This window comes from Nocardioides silvaticus (assembly GCF_003160695.1).
Taxonomy (GTDB): Bacteria; Actinomycetota; Actinomycetes; order Propionibacteriales; family Nocardioidaceae; genus Nocardioides; species Nocardioides silvaticus.
Genome location: NZ_QGDD01000003.1, coordinates 27,439 through 43,160 on the forward strand (window position 1 = coordinate 27,439; position 15,722 = coordinate 43,160).

Here is a 15,722-nt window from a genome sequence, read left to right on the forward strand (position 1 = left end):
ACGGAGCGCACCTATTCCGACGGCTCCGGCGAGACACCCAGCGCGATCGTCAGCGCCAGCACCTTCTGCGGGTCCTCGAGCTGGTCGCCGAAGAGGTCGCGCAGCTGCGCCATCCGGTAGCGCACCGTCTGCGGGTGCACGAACAGCGCGGCCGCGATGTCGTCGCGCCGACCCTGGTGCAACAGCCAGGCGCGCAGCGTCTCGGCGAGCTTCGCCGCGCTGGCCGGCCGCAAGCCGGACAGCGGCGCGAGCACCGTCGTCCGCAGGTCCGCCAGGGCCTCGGGGTCGGCGGTCAGCACCAGCTCGGGCAGGTGCGCCTCGGTGTCGGCCTCCAGCCCGCGCTCCTGGGCCCGCAGCGCCCGGTCGTACGACGACCGCACCTGCAGCCACGGACGCGACGGACCCACCAGGCACTCCCGACCCTCGACCGCGCGGAGCAGCGCCGACCGCCTGCGTCCGTGCGCGTCCGGCACCATCAGCAGCACGGCCGCGTCGAGCTCGGGCAGGTCGGTCGCCTGCAGGGTGCCCGTGTGCACCAGCTGGAGCACCGACCCGACCTCCGACTCCGGCACGATCACCGCGGTCAGCGTCGACGGCGGCGCCCAGTCCGCGCGCTCGGCGGCCGCGACGACGGTCTTCTCCGGCGCACCGGTCAACAGGTGGCGGGAGATCCGGTCGAGCAGCCGCTGCTTCACCCGCCCGGCCGTCGCCGACTCGTCGCCGTGGCCGGAAACGCTGGCGGCCGAGACCTCGTCGATGTAGGCCCAGACCGCCTGCGCGAAGGACGCCATCACCTCCGCGTCGACGCCGTTCTCGACCGCCACCGCCGACAGCCGCTGCCAGGCCACGCCCGCGCCGATCCGGTAGGCCGAGAGCAACGCCTCGGAGCTGCGCCCGCTGCGCGCCTCGCCGCGCCCGAGCTGGTAGGCGCCCTCGATCGCGGGCACCACCCTCGGCTCGCCCTCGCGCCGCCGCTCGGAGACCTGCGAGAGGAACCCGCCGAGCGCCAGCTGCACGGCCGACCGGATGGTCTCCCCCATCGGGCCGCTGAACGCGTCGGTGTAGCTCGGCACCTCCTCGATCACGGCGGCCACGACGTCCTCGGCGACGGTCGGCAGCGCGGCCCGCATCGCGACGACGAGCTCGGGCGGCAGCACCAGGTCGCTGACCGAGCTGCGACGCGCCACGCCCTCACCCCGTTTTTGTCCGCAGCGCACAAAAAGTGCGCTTGGATTCACCGTCACCTGTCATGACCTTACCGCTCTGATCAGGAAGTGTGGGGGTGTGAGTTCCAGCAGTCTCTCCACCCCCTTCCTCGTCCGCAGCGCGCAGCGCGGCCGCCGGGACGGGCTGCGACGCCGCCTGCGCGCGATGGCCGACGCCGCCGTCACCCCGCTGTCGATCGACGACGTGCTCGACCAGTTCCACCCGCTGCGCGCCGGCACCGAGCTGCGCGGCCGGATCGTCGCGGTCGAGCCCGAAACCTCCGACGCCGCGACCATCGTCATCAAGCCGGGCCGGGACTGGAACGGTCACGAGCCGGGCCAGTACGTCCAGGTCGGCGTCGACGTCGACGGCGTCCGCCTCTGGCGCTGCTACTCGCTGACCCACGGCCCGCGCCCGGACGGCCACATCAGCATCACCGTCAAGGCGATCCCCGGCGGCGTGGTCTCCCACCACCTGGTGCGCAAGGTCCGCGCCGGGGAGCTGGTGCACCTCCAGCAGCCCGCCGGCGACTTCGTGCTCCCGATGCCGATCCCGCAGCAGCTGCTGCTGGTGACCGCCGGCTCGGGCATCACGCCGGTCATCGGCATGCTGCGCAACCTGTTCTCGAAGGCCGTCGCGCCGACCACCGACATCACCCTCGTCCACGTCAACCAGGCCGAGCCCCACTCGATCTTCAAGGACGAGCTGCGCGCGCACGCCGCCGCCGGCCGGATCCGCCTGGTGGAGCACTTCGACGACCGCGACGGGCTGCTCGACCTGGCCCGCCTCGAGTCGCTCGTGCCCGACATCGGCGCCCGCACGGCGTACGCCTGCGGCCCGAGCGGCCTCCTCGACGCCCTCGAGCAGTGGTACGACGAGCGCGGGCTCGCCCTCAGCACCGAGCGCTTCCGCCCGGCCCTGCTCACCGAGGCGGGCGAGGGCGGCTCGGTCGCCTTCGCCGACGGCACCGTCGTCGAGGCCGACGGCGCCACCCCGATCCTCGACGCCGCCGAGGAGGCCGGCGTCCTCATGCCCAGCGGCTGCCGGATGGGCATCTGCATGGGCTGCGTTCTGCCGATGAAGGAGGGCGCTGTGCGCGACCTCCGCACCGGTGAGACCACCGTCGCCGTGCCCGGCGAGACCGACCCGGGCGGCGTGAAGATCCAGACCTGCATCAGCGCAGCCGCCGGCGACTGCCACCTCGACCACTAGGAGATCCCATGACTGCCATCACCAAGAAGGCCGAGAACCCGATCGCCCACCTCAGCCCGGAAGACATCGAGGAGATCGGCAAGCGCCTCGACGCCATCCGCCAGGAGGTCATCGACTCCCGCGGCGAGTCCGACGCGGCCTACATCCGCCGGATGATCAAGACCCAGCGCTACCTCGAGCTCGGCAGCCGGGCCGTCCTGCTCGGCAGCGTGTTCCCGCCGGCGTTCGTCGCCGGCACGATCGGCCTCTCGATCTCCAAGATCCTCGACAACATGGAGATCGGCCACAACATCCTCCACGGCCAGTGGGACTGGATGCGCGACCCGAAGATCCACTCCTCGGTCTGGGAGTGGGACAACGCGACCCCTTCGGAGGCCTGGAAGCACTCGCACAACCAGATCCACCACACCTACACGAACATCCTCGGCAAGGACAACGACCTCGGCTACGGCATCATGCGCGTCGACGAGGGCCAGCGCTGGGCGCCCGCCCACCTGGGCCAGCCGCTGTGGAACTTCATCAACGCCTGCTTCTTCGAGTACGGCATCGCGGCGTACGACCTCGACCTCGGCCGCCACCTGCAGATGCCGAAGGAGCGCCGGCCCGAGTCCTTCAAGAAGGGCCTGTCCGCCACGCTGCAGAAGATCCGCAAGCAGGCGACCAAGGACTACGTCGTCCACCCGCTGCTGTCGGTGCCGACCGGCTCGTTCGTCTCGACCCTTGCTGCGAACTTCATCGCCAACATCGTCCGCAACCTCTGGTCGCACTCGGTCATCATGTGCGGGCACTTCCCCGAGGGCGTCGAGACGTTCGAGAAGGCCGCGATCCCGGACAAGGAGACCCGCGGCGAGTGGTACCTCCGCCAGATGCTGGGCTCTGCCAACATCTCCGGCTCCAAGGCCATGCACGTCATGACCGGCAACCTCAGCCACCAGATCGAGCACCACCTGTTCCCGGACCTGCCGAGCAACCGCTACGCCGAGGTGGCGCCGAAGGTGCGCGCGCTCTTCGACGAGTACGACCTCACCTACTGCAGCCGCCCGCTGGTGCCCCAGGTCTACTCGGCCTGGCACAAGGTCGTGCGGCTCTCGCTGCCCAACGGCTGGCTGGCCACCACCAACGCCAAGAACCTGCCGCAGCAGCTGGTCGCGCTCTACAAGATCACCACGGCCGACAAGCGCAAGCGCCGCGTCATGCTGAAGCTGCTGGAGCGCAAGGCCAAGCAGGAGCAGGAGTACGTCGCCGCGGCCTGATCGTTCTCGAGAACGATTCGGAGGCCGGTCCCGCATGAGGTGCGGACCGGCCGGGGACGGTGCTGGCCATGAACCTCCAGCCCCTCGCCCCGATCCTCCCCCTCGCCGCGCTCGTCGCCGCGTTCACCGCCTGCCAGCCCGCCATGGGCGGCGAGCCTGACACCGACGTCGCCGCGCCGGTGCTCGTCTCCGACGACGCCTCCCTGGCCTGGTCGGTCCAGCTCGACGAGGACTGGTCGCCCACCCACGCCGTCGCCGTCGGTGACGTCGTGGTCGTCTCCTCCAGCTGGGAGATCGACGAGGGCACCGCGATCACCGCCTACGACGCCGACGGCTCGGTGCTGTGGCAGGAGTCGGCCTACGGCGGTGCCCTGCTCGCCCCGGTCGGCTACGACCAGGTCCTCATCTGCGACTCCGAGAAGTCCTGGACCGTCGCGACCTCCGACGGCTCGCTCATCAGCGACGGCGCCGCCGACGACGAGCGCTGCCCCGTCGCCGACGACGAGGCCGGCATCCCCGTGCCGCGCAACGACGAGGCCTACACGGTGAAGAAGGACCGGATCGTCGTCGACGGCCCGCGCATGGACTACGACGTCGCCCTCGACCAGCCGGTCGACGAGATCTGGGGCGTCGACGCCGGCATCCTCACCTTCGTCGACAAGACCGACACCATCCAGCTCTACCGGTAGTCCCCCGGTGGTCGAGCCCGTCGAGACCCTCACCGCGTCTCGATACGACAACCAAGTCCCACCGCCCCGGTGGTCGAGCTTGTCGAGACCCTCACCGCGTCTCGATACGACGACCAAGTCCCACCGCCCCGGTGGTCGAGCTTGTCGAGACCCTCACCGCGTCTCGATACGTCGTCGCTCGTCCCTCGCGACGCCTACTCGACGACCAAGCCCCACCGCGTCTCGATACGACGACCAAGTCCCACCGCCCCGGTGGTCGAGCTTGTCGAGACCCTCACCGCGTCTCGATACGTCGTCGCTCGTCCCTCGCGACGCCTACTCGACGACCGGCCCCACCGCGTCTCGATACGTCGTCGCTCGTCCCTCGCGACGCCTACTCGACGACCAAGCCCCGCCCTTCGGTCGTCGAGTAGCCCGAGCCGCTAGGCGTGGACGTATCGAGACGCCTGTAACCTGCCCGCCCCCGGCACCCCGGTGGCACCCTGGACCCCGTGCTCACCGTCTTCACCAACGCCCACGTCTTCGACGGACACCGCCACCTCGGCCCGCCGTCGACCGTGGTCATCGAGGGCGACAAGATCGCCGCGGTCGGCGACGTCGACCCGCCCAGCGGCGCACGGGTCGTCGACGTGGCCGGGGGGCTCCTGGCCCCCGGCTTCGTCGACGCCCATGTGCACGCCGTGCAGGGCGGGCTCGAGCGGATCCGGTGCGACCTGAGCGAGCTGCGGACCGAGCCGGAGTACCTGGAGCGCATCGCGTCGTACGCCGCCGACCACCCGGACGAGGAGTGGGTCCGCGGTGGCGGCTGGGCGATGGCGGCGTTCCCGGGCGGTACGCCGACGGCGGCCTCGCTCGACCGGATCCTCCCGGACCGGCCGGTGTTCCTCCCCAACGCCGACCACCACGGCGCCTGGGTCAACAGCGCCGCGATGCGGATCGCCGGGATCGACGCCGGCACCCCGGACCCGGACGACGGCTTCCTCGAGCGGGACACCTCGGGTGCGCCGACCGGCATGCTCCAGGAGGGCGCGATGGGGCTGGTCACGCGGCACCTCCCGGCCACGTCGCAGAGCGAGCTGAGCGCCGGCCTGCTGGAGGGCCAGCGCTACCTCCACTCACTCGGCGTCACCGCCTGGCAGGACGCGATCGTCGGCGCCTACTCGGGCATGGAGGACATCGGCCCGACGTACGCCGCTGCCGCCCGCGACGGCGTGCTGACCGCCCGCGTGGTCGGCGCGCTGTGGTGGCAGCGCACCCGCGGGCTCGAGCAGGTCGACGACCTGCTGCGCCGGCGCGACGAGCTGAGCGGCGGGCGGTTCTCCGCGACCGCGGTGAAGTTCATGCAGGACGGCGTGGTCGAGAACGGCACCGCCGCGCTCGTCGAGCCCTACCTCGACCGCTGCGGGCACGCCACCGACAACGCCGGCATCTCCTTCGTCGACCCCGCCGACCTGCGCCGCGCCTTCCACGCGCTCGACGGCCACGGGTTCCAGATCCACGTGCACGGCCTGGGCGACCGCGGGGTGCGCGAGACGCTCGACGCCTTCGAGGGCACCGACCCGGCGCACCGACACCACATCGCCCACCTCCAGCTGGTGCACCCCGACGACGTACCCCGGTTCGACCGGCTCGGCGTCAGCGCCAACATCCAGGCGCTGTGGGCGTGCCTCGACGACCAGATGGTCGACCTGACGCTGCCGTTCCTCGGCGAGGAGCGCAGCGGCCGGCAGTACCCGTTCGGCGACCTCCGCCGCGCCGGCGCCCGCCTCGTCGCCGGCAGCGACTGGCCGGTCAGCACACCCGACCCGCTCGCGGCGCTGCACACCGCCGTCCACCGCACGGCGCACGGCGAACCGGGCCGCGCCGGCAACGAGCCGTTCCTCCCTGACCAGGCGCTGGAGATCGAGACCGCGTTCGCGGCGTACACCTCCGGCTCCGCGTGGATCAACCACCTCGACAATGCAGGACGCATCGCCCCTGGCGCCGACGCCGACCTCGTCGTCCTCGACCTCGACCCGTTCCAGGACCCGGGGACGATCGGTGCGACGACGGTGGTGTCGACCTGGGTGGCAGGAGAACCCGTTCACCGGCTCTGAGAGTTGCTTTCTGGTGGATAACGCGTAACGTCGATAGTCCAAGTCGACGATTGGTCTAGCACCCCGGTCCCCGGCAACACCCGCCGTTCGTCGCGGCTACACCGAGGCACTCGCCTCATAAGGGGCCATCACATGTCGGACCAGCTCTTCGCGAACGACTACTCGGACGACGCGACAAGCCCCCCTCCCCGCATCCTGAAGTGGCGCCGCAACGGCGACGCCTTCGAGGGCCTCGTCGGCCAGGAGGTCGACCAGACCCTCGGCGCCACTTGGGTGCGCGCCCTGCCGGTCCCCCAGATGGACCTGGGCTTCGCCCCCGACCTCTCCGAGCCGGCTCCCGCCGAGCCCGTCGACGAGGAGGAGGCCCGCACCCGTAGCGCGATCACGCTGATGTACGAGCAGTACGGCCAGTACCACGAGGTCCTCGACGAGACCGACATCGCTCGCGTCGAGGTCATCGGCCGGATCGGCCGCGAGGTCGCGGAGTCGCTCGGCAAGGCGGTCGGCACGTCCGCCGTACGGCAGAAGGACGGGCTCGTCCGCGTCTGCTTCTGGCTGACCGACGACCCGTACGACGACTGACACATTCCTTCCCCGCAAGTTACCTGCGGGTAGTATCCGGGTCATGAGCAACGTGACCTGCCACGTCGAGAACGGCATCGCCCACGTGCGGCTGGACCGGCCCGACAAGCTCAACGCGCTGACGCTGGCGATCCTCCAGGACCTGGTGACCACCGCCCGGGACTTGCGCAAGGACAAGGACCTGCGCGCCGTGGTCATCGCCGGCGAGGGCGACGCGTTCTGCGCCGGCCTCGACTTCGCGAACGTGCTGAAGAACCCCGCCGGCGTCGCGAAGGCGTTCGTGCCGCTGCCGTGGCGCGGCACCAACCTCTTCCAGGAGGCGTGCTGGGCGTGGCGCCGGGTGCCGGTGCCGGTCATCGCCGCCGTCCACGGCCACTGCCTCGGCGGCGGCCTCCAGATCGCGCTGGCCGCCGACTTCCGGATCGCCACTCCCGACTCGCGCTGGTCGGTGCTCGAGGGCAAGTGGGGCCTGATCCCCGACATGTCCGGCATCGTCAGCCTCACCGAGGTCGTCGGCATCGACCAGGCCAAGCTGCTCACCATGACGGCCGAGGTCTTCGACGGCAGCCGCGCCTCCGAGCTCGGCCTCGTGACCAAGCTCGACAACGACCCCGTCGCCGCCGCCGTCCGCCTCGCCGCCGACCTGTCGACGAAGTCCCCCGACGCCCTCGCCGCCGCCAAGCGCCTCTTCAACGCCAGCTACCACCGCTCCTCGCGCCGCACCTTCGCCCGCGAGCGCGTCGAGCAGGCCTTCCTCCTCGCCGCCCGCAACACGAAGGCGGCCCGCGAGGCGGCGTTCAAGAAGTCCGACGCCGCCTACGGGCCGCGGAGCCGCTGATCCGCCTTCCGGCGGTTGAGCCAGGTCGCGGCCTGGGTGCGGTTCTCGAGCTCGAGCTTGCCGAGGATCCGGCTGACGTGGTTGCGCGCCGTGATCGGCGAGATGAACAGCCGGTCGGCGATCTCCTTGTTGGTCAGCCCCTCGGCGACCAGCTCCAGCACCTCGCGCTCCCTGGTCGAGAGCGTGCCGTCCTCGAGGATGGAGCCGTCCTCGGTCTCTGGTGGCGGCGTGCGCAGCAGCGTCGCCCCGAACCCGACGCCGAGGAGCACGGCGCCCAGCAGGTCGAGCACGTCCGCCGCCGCCGGCCACAGCGCGTGACCGAGGACGACGAGCAGCACGAACGCGGCGGTGGCCAGGAGCAGCATTCTCATCTGCTCGCGGGCTTCCGGCTGGCGGAGCCGGACTGCGAGGGCGACGAGCACCAGCACGAAGGGCACCTGGAGGACCCAGTCGTCGACGACGGCGAGCGGCTCCTCCCAGGAGTGCGGGAGCACGCCGACCGGGTTGTCGGGGTCGACCTGCCAGTCCGAGTCCGGGTTGGCCGCCGGTCCGTCGAGCAGGCACCAGACGAGGATCATCAGGCCTTGCATCCCGAGAACCGTCGCCAGCAGCGGCCGCCACACCGGTGACGGCAGCCGCCCGTCCGGGAGCAGCACCAGCGCCAGCAGCGTCAGCGGGACCAGGGCGGCCGACGGCCGGTCGGTGAACCAGACCGCCCACGCCGCACCGGAGCCGTGACCCGTCTCGACCCACTGCGACGTGAACGCGGACAGCGCGAACAGCAGGCTGACCGCCAGCAGCAGCCAGCCCACTGTGTTCCGCGGGTGCTGAGCCGCGCTCAGACCGCCGGGCACGCCGAGCACGAGCGCGACCAGGACCTGCTTCCACAGGCCCGGGTCGGAGCTGATGGTCACCGTCAGGAGCAGCAGCGTGAGCCCGACCGTTCCGGCGACCCAGGGCAGCGCGCGACTCACCGGCTCAGTATCACTCCGCGCTCTGGTCGGCGATCGGTTTCCGCCAGACTTCCGGCGCCATCCGGACCACGTGGATCCCGAGCCAGACCAGCGACACCGTCAGCAGCAGGTGCGCCTCCAGCGGCCCGAACGCCGGCAGCAGGAAGTCCCACACGAGGAACGCCATCAGCAGCACCAGCGGCACCTTCGGCAGGCACCGCCCCTTCAGCCCCGCCCCGGCCAGGAGCAGCAGCCCGAAGAAGGACCCGAGCAGGTGCGGGAACAGCGCCGTCACCGCCGTACCGACATGGTCGAGGTAGCCCTCGTTGAGCTCGACCGCCTCGTCCACCCCGATCGCCGACGGCCCGACCGTCCCCGCCCCGTACCCGAGCGCCACGACGTTGTGGAAGCCCCACATCCCCCACATCGTCAGCACCACCCCGACCGCCGTCATCCGCGGCGCCCCCCACCTGGTGAGCTGGGCCAGCCCGAGGAACCCGAGCGGCAGCACGAGCATGCTCACCAGCAGCGCCGCCTGCTCGGCGCCGTGGATTGCCGTGTGCTCCGCGCCCCAGCGGATCTGGGCGCTGAAGTCGTCGAGCTCGGGCATCAGCAGCTCGCCGACGTACTGCCCGAGGCCGTTGGTCAGGCCGGCCAGGATCAGGCACGCCCCCACCCCGACTTGGACTGCTCTGGAGAGCGGCGGGGCGGTGGTCGCGGTTGTTGGCGAGGGAGAGGTGGTAGTCATGCCGCCAACCTGCCGATGCCGGGGCTGTCAGCGCATGGTGCACCTGCACCATGCGCTGGGATCGGGCCAGGTGACCCATGTTGCGGACCGCCGAAGGGTCAGCTCAACCGGGTCCTTGCTATCGCGTCGCTCCGCCGGGTGTGCGTTGCCCCGGGCGACGCGTCCCTTCCACCAGTCTCCGTCGAGTTAGGGCGACCACTCCGGGTACTTGTTCCGTTGGCTCTTGTTCTTCGTGAGAGCGGTCTTTGCGGACCCGTCCGCGTTCATGACATAAATCTCCGACGTGAGGTTGGGGCCGCTCACGAAGACGATCTTCGAACCGTCCGCCGACCAGTTCGGTTGGGAGTCTGAGTAGTCGTTGTCGGTGAGCCTTGTCTGTCCGGACCCGTCAGCGTTCATCACGTAGATCTCGATGTCGTTCGGCGGGCAGCCAGGTCCCGAACAAACGAAACTGCCCTTCGTGAACAACAGCTTCGACCCGTCCGGTGACCAGACATAGTCGGTGTCGCGGAGGCTGTCGTTGGTGAGCCTGGTCTGTCCGGACCCGTCAGCGTTCATCACGTAGATCTCGTCGTTCAACCAGCTTCCGTGGCTGCTCGTGAACGCGATCTTCGACCCGTCGGGCGACCACACCGGCCCCTCCTGCCGGCCACTGGCGTTGGTGAGATTGGTCAGTCCGGTCCCGTCAGCGTTCATCACGAAGACCTCACCGCCCCGCGTGAAGGCGATCTTCGAACCGTCCGGCGACCACCTGGGGCCGCCGGCGAAAACGCCGGTGCTTGCCCCGCTGTCTGCGGTGGCGAGCATGGTCTGCCCGGACCCGTCAGCGTTCATCGACCAGATGGCGTAGGTGGTACCCACTCCGCCCTCGAACTCTTGGCGTCCGAACGCGATCTTCGAGCCGTCCGGCGACCACGCCGGGAACTGGTCGTACTGATCTACCGGCTTTGAGAGGTTGACCCGCTTGCGGCCGCTGGCGGTCATGACAAAGATCCCTTTGTTGCCGAGCGCTTTGCTCGACGTGAACGCGATCTTCGACCCGTCCGGCGACCACGCTGCATGCTCGTCGCTGGCAGTGGCGGGGGTGAGAAGCTTTTGCCCGGTCCCGTCCGCATTCATCACCACAAGCTTGTCGAGCCTGCCCCCGCGTTGGTACAGGATCTTCCCGCTGACGACCAGCGTGTAACCGCGCGATGCAGTGGCGCCCTTCCCGTCGGTGACCTGAACGGTCACCGACGAAGATCCTGAAAGCGTTGGTATCCCAGAGATGCGGCCGCTCGTGCTGAGCTTCAACCCCGCCGGGAGCGACCCACTGGTGATGACCCACTTGTAGGGAAACCTTCCCCCAGCTGTCCTCAACGTCAACCCGTATCGCTTGCCCACCTGGCCGGCAGGCAACGCCGACGTCGTGATCGACAATGAACTCGTCATCGCTGACTCGGAGGCTGGCACCGAGTTCGCGGGTGCCGCGGCGGAAGAGCCGAAAACCGATGCCACACCAACTGCTACACAAACCAGGAGACTTCGCAAGGGAACTCCACATCACTTCTTTGCGAGCGCCCCTCAGGCCGGTACCGACCACGCCCGATGGGTCATTCTAGGTGTGCCGCCCCGGACGCGTAGCAAATCCGGTCACATGCATCCTTGCTTGGCTCGCATGCGAATCAGGCGTTGATGCTCGGCCCGCCCACGCCTGCTGGTCTGCGGTTAGCGGTGTCGCTGTGCTCGGCCCTTCCTAGCTAGGAGCTGAGCCGCTCGACCCAGCGCCTCAAGAGCGTCGGTCTCGTCACACCGCACCAGAGCGGTCGGGAACGACTCGACCATCATTGAGTGTGCTCAGGCCCGCGGGTGCCCACGAGTAGGGGTGTCTTTGCGCCGAGATTAAGCGTGCATCACCCCGATGTCTCGGCCAAGCGGCTCAGCTGCTGGCAATGGCGTAGCGGAGCAACACCACGCCGGAAGGCAAGGCACGCGCCTCGGTCAGCTCGAGGCGAGGGATCGCGAGGCCCTCAGGGACCAGGCACTTTCCGCGGCCCTGGACGTAGGGGAAGACGAGCAGGCGAAGCTCGTCGACGAGCCCGGCCGCGAGGACGGCGTGAGCCAAGGTGATGCTCCCGGCCAGCGTCAGGTCGCCGCCGCCGGAGTCCTTGAGCCGACGAACCTCGTCGACCGGGTCGCCGGAGAGAATCGTCGAGCTGAGCCACTGCGGATCGGTCATCGACGAGGAGACGACGTACTTCTGCACCTGGTCCACGTACGCGCCTGCCGGCTCGTCGGTGTGGTGCGGCCAGTGGCCGCGGAAGTCCTCGAAGGTCTGCCGGCCGAGAATCACCGCGTTCGAGGATGCACCCGCGCATTGCATCCCCTCCAGCCAGGCATCGATACCTCCGCCGGGAGACGGGTCGAACCACTCGTCGAGCATCTCGATCCGCCCATCGGCGGTGATGTTCTCCGTGATCAACAAGCGGCCCATCACACCGGTCTACCACCACGAGGTGAAGCGGAGCTCATGACTGCGCTGCTGCTACTCCCGCTCGAACACGAGGTCGAAGTCCTTGCGCCATGTCGCGCCGCGGTCGTCCGACGCCTCCCAGCGACCGGCGATCCGATCCGGCGTCAGGTCGGCGATGAACCGCTGGAACATGTCGGGGTCCTCGCGGTTCAGTTCCCATCGCGAGCCGTCGAAGGTCATCGCGAACACCCGGCAGACGCCGCGCTCGTCGTGGTAGAGCGCCGAGTAGGTGTCGTTCGCGTCGCTGCGGCCGAGAACGAGGACGGTCTCGTTCGTCGTCGATCCGGTCTCGTCCGGCGTCAGCCAGCGGAGGACCACGAACGCCTCGCCGAGCCACTCGACGGTGGCCGAGCCCGGCACCTCGAGGTCGGCCGGCTCCAGGAACCAGGCGTCGCTCATCGTCGTACGCCAGGTGCCGGTCAGGACGTCCAGCTGCTCCATCGCTTCACTTCTCATCGTGCCTCCTCGAGATGCCAAGGGTGACGACCGGAGTCGGGACGCGAACTCATCGGCCGGGGCCGCTTCTGCGCGTGCTTCATGGTGGTGACGGTGTTGCGTTTGGCGTGCGGCGTCTCGATACGCCCTCGCCTAGCGGCTCGGGCTACTCGACGACCAAAGCGACAGCTACTCGACGACCGGGCGGCTGGAAACATCGCTACTCGACGACCGGCGGCGTGCGGCGGCTCGGCCTACACGACGACCGGGCGGCTGGGAGGATCGACCCATGGCCGCCGACAGCTACGAGGTCTCGTCCGACCTGACGCGGATGGATCTCGACCGGGTGCACCACTGGCTGTCCACCGACGCCTACTGGTCGCTCGGTCGCTCCCGGGAGGTGGTCGAGAAGGCGGCACGGGGGTCGCTCAACTTCGGGGCGTTCACCCGCGACGGCGAGCAGGTCGGGTATGCGCGGGTGGTGACGGACGGGGCGACGTTCGCCTGGCTGTGCGACGTGTACGTCGATCGGGCCCATCGGGGGCACCAGCTTGGGGTGCGGCTGGTCGAGGCGGTGGTGGCCGAGCTCCAGCCGATGAGCCTCAAGCGGGTGATGCTCGCGACAGGCGATGCGCACGAGCTCTACAAGCGGTTCGGGTTCACACCGGTTCCCGATCCCGAGATCCTGATGATCCGCGAGCAACCCGGGAGGTAGGCGGCATGGACACCGAGGACCTGCGGCTCGCCGTCTACGCAGCCTTTCGGGACGGACGGACTCCTCGCGTCGCCGGCCTGGCGGACGAGCTCGACGTCACCCAGGACGAGGTGCGGTCCGGCTTGGCGGAGCTCGCCACGCAGCGGCACGTCGCGCTCGACGCGCACGGCGAGATCGCCATGGCGCACCCGTTCACGGCGGTGCCGCTCGGGTTCTCCGTGATGGGCCGCGACCGGCTGTGGTGGGGTGGCTGCGCCTGGGACTCCTTCGCGCTGCCGCACCTGCTGTCCGACCAGGGCCCGATGCTGGTCGCGACCGCGTGCCCGGCCTGCTCGACGGCGCATGCGTGGCGCGTCGACGACAGCGGCCCACCTGCGGGTGCACAGGTCGCGCACTTCCTGGTGCCCGCCGCGCGGATCTGGGACGACGTCGTCCACACCTGCGCCCGCCAGCGGATCTTCTGCTCCGAGGCGTGCGTCGACTCCTGGTTGGCGGTCGAGGGCCGCGCGCGCGGCTACGTGATGGACCTGGCGCCTCGCGTCGGGTTGGTACGCCGGTCGCCTCGAGCGCGGCTACGTGCGCCGGGAGCCGAGTGCTGCGGCCGAGTACTTCCGCAGCGTCGGGCTGTCGGGGTCGTTCTGGGGACTGTGAGCCGCCGGTGCCGCTGGCGTGGAGCTACGGCCCGCGGCTTCAGGCAATCGGCTCGTGTGAGCGGGGGCAACTGGGAGGATCCCTCGCATGAGGATTGATCCCGAGACCGTTTTCGCAGCAGTCCGCGCGATTCCCGCCGGCACGGTGATCACCTACGGCGACCTCGCCGAGCGGGTCGGGCTCACCCGCAACCACGCCCGAGCGGTTGGCAACGTGCTCGGCAATCGGCCCGACAACGACGCTTGGATGACGACTCCACCACAGGATCACGACATCCCGTGGTGGCGAGTGGTCAAGGCCAACGGAACGCTCTTGGACAATGAAGAGGATGAGCGCAGTCGCAAGTGGGTCGCATGGGCGCGGTCCGTCCTCGCCAGCGAAGGCGTGCCGTTCACGAATGACGGACGCGTTGCCGGCCTCGCAAGATCTGGCCCCGCCGCCGGTGGCGGCTCAACCGCGAGTCGATCCAGGGCAAGACAGGTGAGGACACCAGAACCCTGCTGGAAGCACGAGAAGGTGCAGTACTCCTGCCGAGACTGCGCCCCAGGACGCTGACGCTTCTATCCGGCCCCAAACCCCGGATCGCGGGCAGCTGGCGTCAGGATCGTTGAGCTCGGCCGGCCTTGCGGTTGGCGAACGGTCGCGCGCCCCAATCAGCGACGAAGCGAGTGATGAGCTCGGACTCCATGTCCTCGGGATCACTGCTAGGAGTCTCCTGCCAGCAGACAACGAGATCGGCACTGTCTGCGAGCTGCCAGAGATACCTTCCGCCCCAGTGTCCGACCGGCTGCCCAGCTCCGTGCCGTCGGAACTCGTCGAGTCGCTTCGCGATGCCGCGACGCCCCGTCTGCCCTCCCGCTGCCTTCCCGATGTAGAGCACCTCCGCACCGTCGACCCATGCCCGCGCGAGGTCTTGACGATCGACTGAGGGGTCCTTGCCCTTGAACCAGCCGGCCGGGCTATCAGCCAGGAAGGCCGGAGCGTCGGACCGTTCCCGCATCACGACGTAGACGCCGGGACCCGTCGGGACGACCGACACGGGGAGATCTGCGAAGCGCACGAATCCGTCGAAACCATCAGCGCTGAGGCCTGCTCTCGTCCAGTCCACTAGGCCGCCTTGCGCCAAGCGTCGATGCGCTCCCCCCGCGCTGCCACGAAGGCCGCGACGTTGCTGAGGTAACGCCGGTACGAAGCCTCGGACTGAGGCAAGGGCGGCGACGTGAAGTCCCAGGCGTTGCCGTCGAACTCGTCGAACCAACGGATGGTGCCGTCGGCGACCAGGTCCTGCAGGTGGAAGAACTCCACATAGGTGATGAAGCCAGTCAGGCCCTCGCCGAACAGCCGGAAGTAGTGAGCGTCGACAGCCAGCACGTCGGCGAGCGGGCTGCCGGTCATACCGAGGTAGTGCTGTCGGATGCACTCGAGGGTGAGGTCGAACCTGTCCGAGATTGCCCACGTCGTACCTCTTCGCTGGTTCAGCGACTGAGGCCGGACCGGGAAGATGATGAAGGCGCTGACGGTGTAGATCGACCGCTCGTAGGCCTCTTGCTCCTCTTCGGCGAACTCCGCCCAGAGGCTCTTGGCTCCCGAATATCGGGAGTGGGTGGTCGCTATGGTGTCGCTGGACACGGGCACACCGCCATGAACCAGACCTCCGGTCGCTGGGTCGACCACGCACTCGACAACCCGACCGTCGGGCAGCGCCTTGTTCCACAGACGCTGGTGCCAGCGCTTCAGCTTGCGGCTGTCTCGATCTGCGTCTCCCCTGTAGTCGGGGTCGTCGCGGAAGTTGAAGCCGACGTCGATGTCATCGTCGTCCACGGGCACACCGT

The 15,722-nt window shown here is 69.4% G+C and carries 17 protein-coding genes; 9 read left to right on the forward strand and 8 right to left on the reverse strand.

The genetic code is table 11. The features are described from left to right. Positions 1–11: 11 nt before the first annotated feature. Entirely contained in the window at positions 12–1,187 is a 1,176-nt protein-coding gene (locus tag DJ010_RS08260; RefSeq protein ID WP_245927373.1) for a PucR family transcriptional regulator, read from the reverse strand. Between the two features lie 97 nt (positions 1,188–1,284). Here DJ010_RS08260 and DJ010_RS08265 point away from each other — a divergent pair, with 97 nt between their 5' ends. The 6 genes from DJ010_RS08265 (at position 1,285) to DJ010_RS08290 (ending at position 7,876) form a co-directional block, all read left to right on the forward strand. Then, a complete protein-coding gene (locus DJ010_RS08265) occupies positions 1,285–2,418 on the forward strand; it encodes a ferredoxin reductase (protein ID WP_245927374.1) in 1,134 nt (377 codons plus the stop codon). Positions 2,419–2,426: 8 nt separating this feature from the next. Beyond that, entirely contained in the window at positions 2,427–3,671 is a 1,245-nt protein-coding gene (locus DJ010_RS08270) for a fatty acid desaturase family protein (RefSeq protein ID WP_109693205.1), read from the forward strand. A 68-nt stretch (positions 3,672–3,739) separates the two neighbouring features. Continuing rightward, positions 3,740–4,360 (forward strand): hypothetical protein, encoded by a 621-nt coding sequence (locus DJ010_RS08275; protein WP_109693206.1) that lies wholly within the window; start codon positions 3,740–3,742, stop codon positions 4,358–4,360. Positions 4,361–4,851: 491 nt separating this feature from the next. Continuing rightward, on the forward strand, positions 4,852–6,456 hold the full coding sequence (locus DJ010_RS08280; RefSeq protein WP_109693207.1) for an amidohydrolase: 1,605 nt from the start codon (positions 4,852–4,854) through the stop codon (positions 6,454–6,456). A 132-nt stretch (positions 6,457–6,588) separates the two neighbouring features. Continuing rightward, the gene (locus DJ010_RS08285) at positions 6,589–7,038 is read left to right on the forward strand and encodes a hypothetical protein (protein ID WP_109693208.1); all 450 of its coding nucleotides are present in this window, start codon (positions 6,589–6,591) and stop codon (positions 7,036–7,038) included. Positions 7,039–7,081: 43 nt separating this feature from the next. Then, positions 7,082–7,876, forward strand: coding sequence for a crotonase/enoyl-CoA hydratase family protein (locus DJ010_RS08290; protein ID WP_109693209.1), 795 nt, complete (start codon positions 7,082–7,084; stop codon positions 7,874–7,876). Here the strand turns inward: DJ010_RS08290 and DJ010_RS22915 are convergent. From DJ010_RS22915 to DJ010_RS08315, 5 genes are all read right to left on the reverse strand, one after another. Next, complete coding sequence (locus tag DJ010_RS22915; protein WP_281271127.1) at positions 7,855–8,850, reverse strand: helix-turn-helix transcriptional regulator; 996 nt, start codon at positions 8,848–8,850, stop codon at positions 7,855–7,857. The genes DJ010_RS08290 and DJ010_RS22915 overlap by 22 nt on opposite strands. Positions 8,851–8,860: 10 nt before the next feature. Continuing rightward, complete coding sequence (locus tag DJ010_RS08300) at positions 8,861–9,505, reverse strand: hypothetical protein (protein ID WP_109693210.1); 645 nt, start codon at positions 9,503–9,505, stop codon at positions 8,861–8,863. Positions 9,506–9,763: 258 nt separating this feature from the next. Further along, positions 9,764–10,996, reverse strand: a complete 1,233-nt coding sequence (locus DJ010_RS08305; RefSeq protein ID WP_158282975.1) for a putative Ig domain-containing protein — start codon at positions 10,994–10,996, stop codon at positions 9,764–9,766. A 499-nt stretch (positions 10,997–11,495) separates the two neighbouring features. Beyond that, on the reverse strand, positions 11,496–12,050 hold the full coding sequence (locus DJ010_RS08310; RefSeq protein ID WP_109693507.1) for a dihydrofolate reductase family protein: 555 nt from the start codon (positions 12,048–12,050) through the stop codon (positions 11,496–11,498). 51 nt (positions 12,051–12,101) lie between these two features. Continuing rightward, positions 12,102–12,545 carry a hypothetical protein gene (locus tag DJ010_RS08315; RefSeq protein ID WP_146207290.1) on the reverse strand — a complete coding sequence of 148 codons (444 nt, stop codon included), beginning with the start codon at positions 12,543–12,545 and terminating at the stop codon, positions 12,102–12,104. A gap of 268 nt (positions 12,546–12,813) precedes the next feature. Between DJ010_RS08315 and DJ010_RS08320 the strand changes: the two genes are divergently transcribed. Genes DJ010_RS08320 through DJ010_RS08330 form a run of 3 tightly spaced genes read left to right on the forward strand, consistent with a single transcriptional unit; the run spans position 12,814 to position 14,445 of the window. After that, the gene (locus DJ010_RS08320) at positions 12,814–13,239 is read left to right on the forward strand and encodes a GNAT family N-acetyltransferase (protein ID WP_109693213.1); all 426 of its coding nucleotides are present in this window, start codon (positions 12,814–12,816) and stop codon (positions 13,237–13,239) included. 5 nt (positions 13,240–13,244) lie between these two features. Then, the gene (merB, locus tag DJ010_RS08325; protein ID WP_211318717.1) at positions 13,245–13,988 is read left to right on the forward strand and encodes an organomercurial lyase; all 744 of its coding nucleotides are present in this window, start codon (positions 13,245–13,247) and stop codon (positions 13,986–13,988) included. Further along, positions 13,978–14,445, forward strand: coding sequence for an MGMT family protein (locus DJ010_RS08330; RefSeq protein WP_109693214.1), 468 nt, complete (start codon positions 13,978–13,980; stop codon positions 14,443–14,445). Before merB ends, DJ010_RS08330 begins: the two co-directional genes overlap by 11 nt. Before the next feature lie 43 nt (positions 14,446–14,488). On the opposite strand, the gene DJ010_RS08335 is transcribed toward DJ010_RS08330, so the two are convergent. Both DJ010_RS08335 and DJ010_RS08340 read right to left on the reverse strand, forming a co-directional pair. After that, positions 14,489–14,950, reverse strand: a complete 462-nt coding sequence (locus DJ010_RS08335) for a hypothetical protein (protein WP_245927377.1) — start codon at positions 14,948–14,950, stop codon at positions 14,489–14,491. A gap of 47 nt (positions 14,951–14,997) precedes the next feature. Next, a complete protein-coding gene (locus DJ010_RS08340; RefSeq protein WP_109693216.1) occupies positions 14,998–15,711 on the reverse strand; it encodes a DUF6994 family protein in 714 nt (237 codons plus the stop codon). Positions 15,712–15,722 lie beyond the last annotated feature (11 nt).

What these genes read in the sequence shown, in the direction of transcription:
- DJ010_RS08275 (WP_109693206.1), top strand. Translation starts at nt 3,740, where the DNA reads ATGAACCTCCAGCCCCTCGCCCCGATCCTCCCCCTCGCCGCGCTCGTC.
- DJ010_RS08330 (WP_109693214.1), top strand. Translation starts at nt 13,978, where the DNA reads ATGAGGATTGATCCCGAGACCGTTTTCGCAGCAGTCCGCGCGATTCCC.
- DJ010_RS08320 (WP_109693213.1), top strand. Translation starts at nt 12,814, where the DNA reads ATGGCCGCCGACAGCTACGAGGTCTCGTCCGACCTGACGCGGATGGAT.
- DJ010_RS08315 (WP_146207290.1), bottom strand. Translation starts at nt 12,545, where the DNA reads ATGAGAAGTGAAGCGATGGAGCAGCTGGACGTCCTGACCGGCACCTGG.
- DJ010_RS08290 (WP_109693209.1), top strand. Translation starts at nt 7,082, where the DNA reads ATGAGCAACGTGACCTGCCACGTCGAGAACGGCATCGCCCACGTGCGG.
- merB (WP_211318717.1), top strand. Translation starts at nt 13,245, where the DNA reads ATGGACACCGAGGACCTGCGGCTCGCCGTCTACGCAGCCTTTCGGGAC.
- DJ010_RS08270 (WP_109693205.1), top strand. Translation starts at nt 2,427, where the DNA reads ATGACTGCCATCACCAAGAAGGCCGAGAACCCGATCGCCCACCTCAGC.
- DJ010_RS08310 (WP_109693507.1), bottom strand. Translation starts at nt 12,050, where the DNA reads ATGGGCCGCTTGTTGATCACGGAGAACATCACCGCCGATGGGCGGATC.
- DJ010_RS08285 (WP_109693208.1), top strand. Translation starts at nt 6,589, where the DNA reads ATGTCGGACCAGCTCTTCGCGAACGACTACTCGGACGACGCGACAAGC.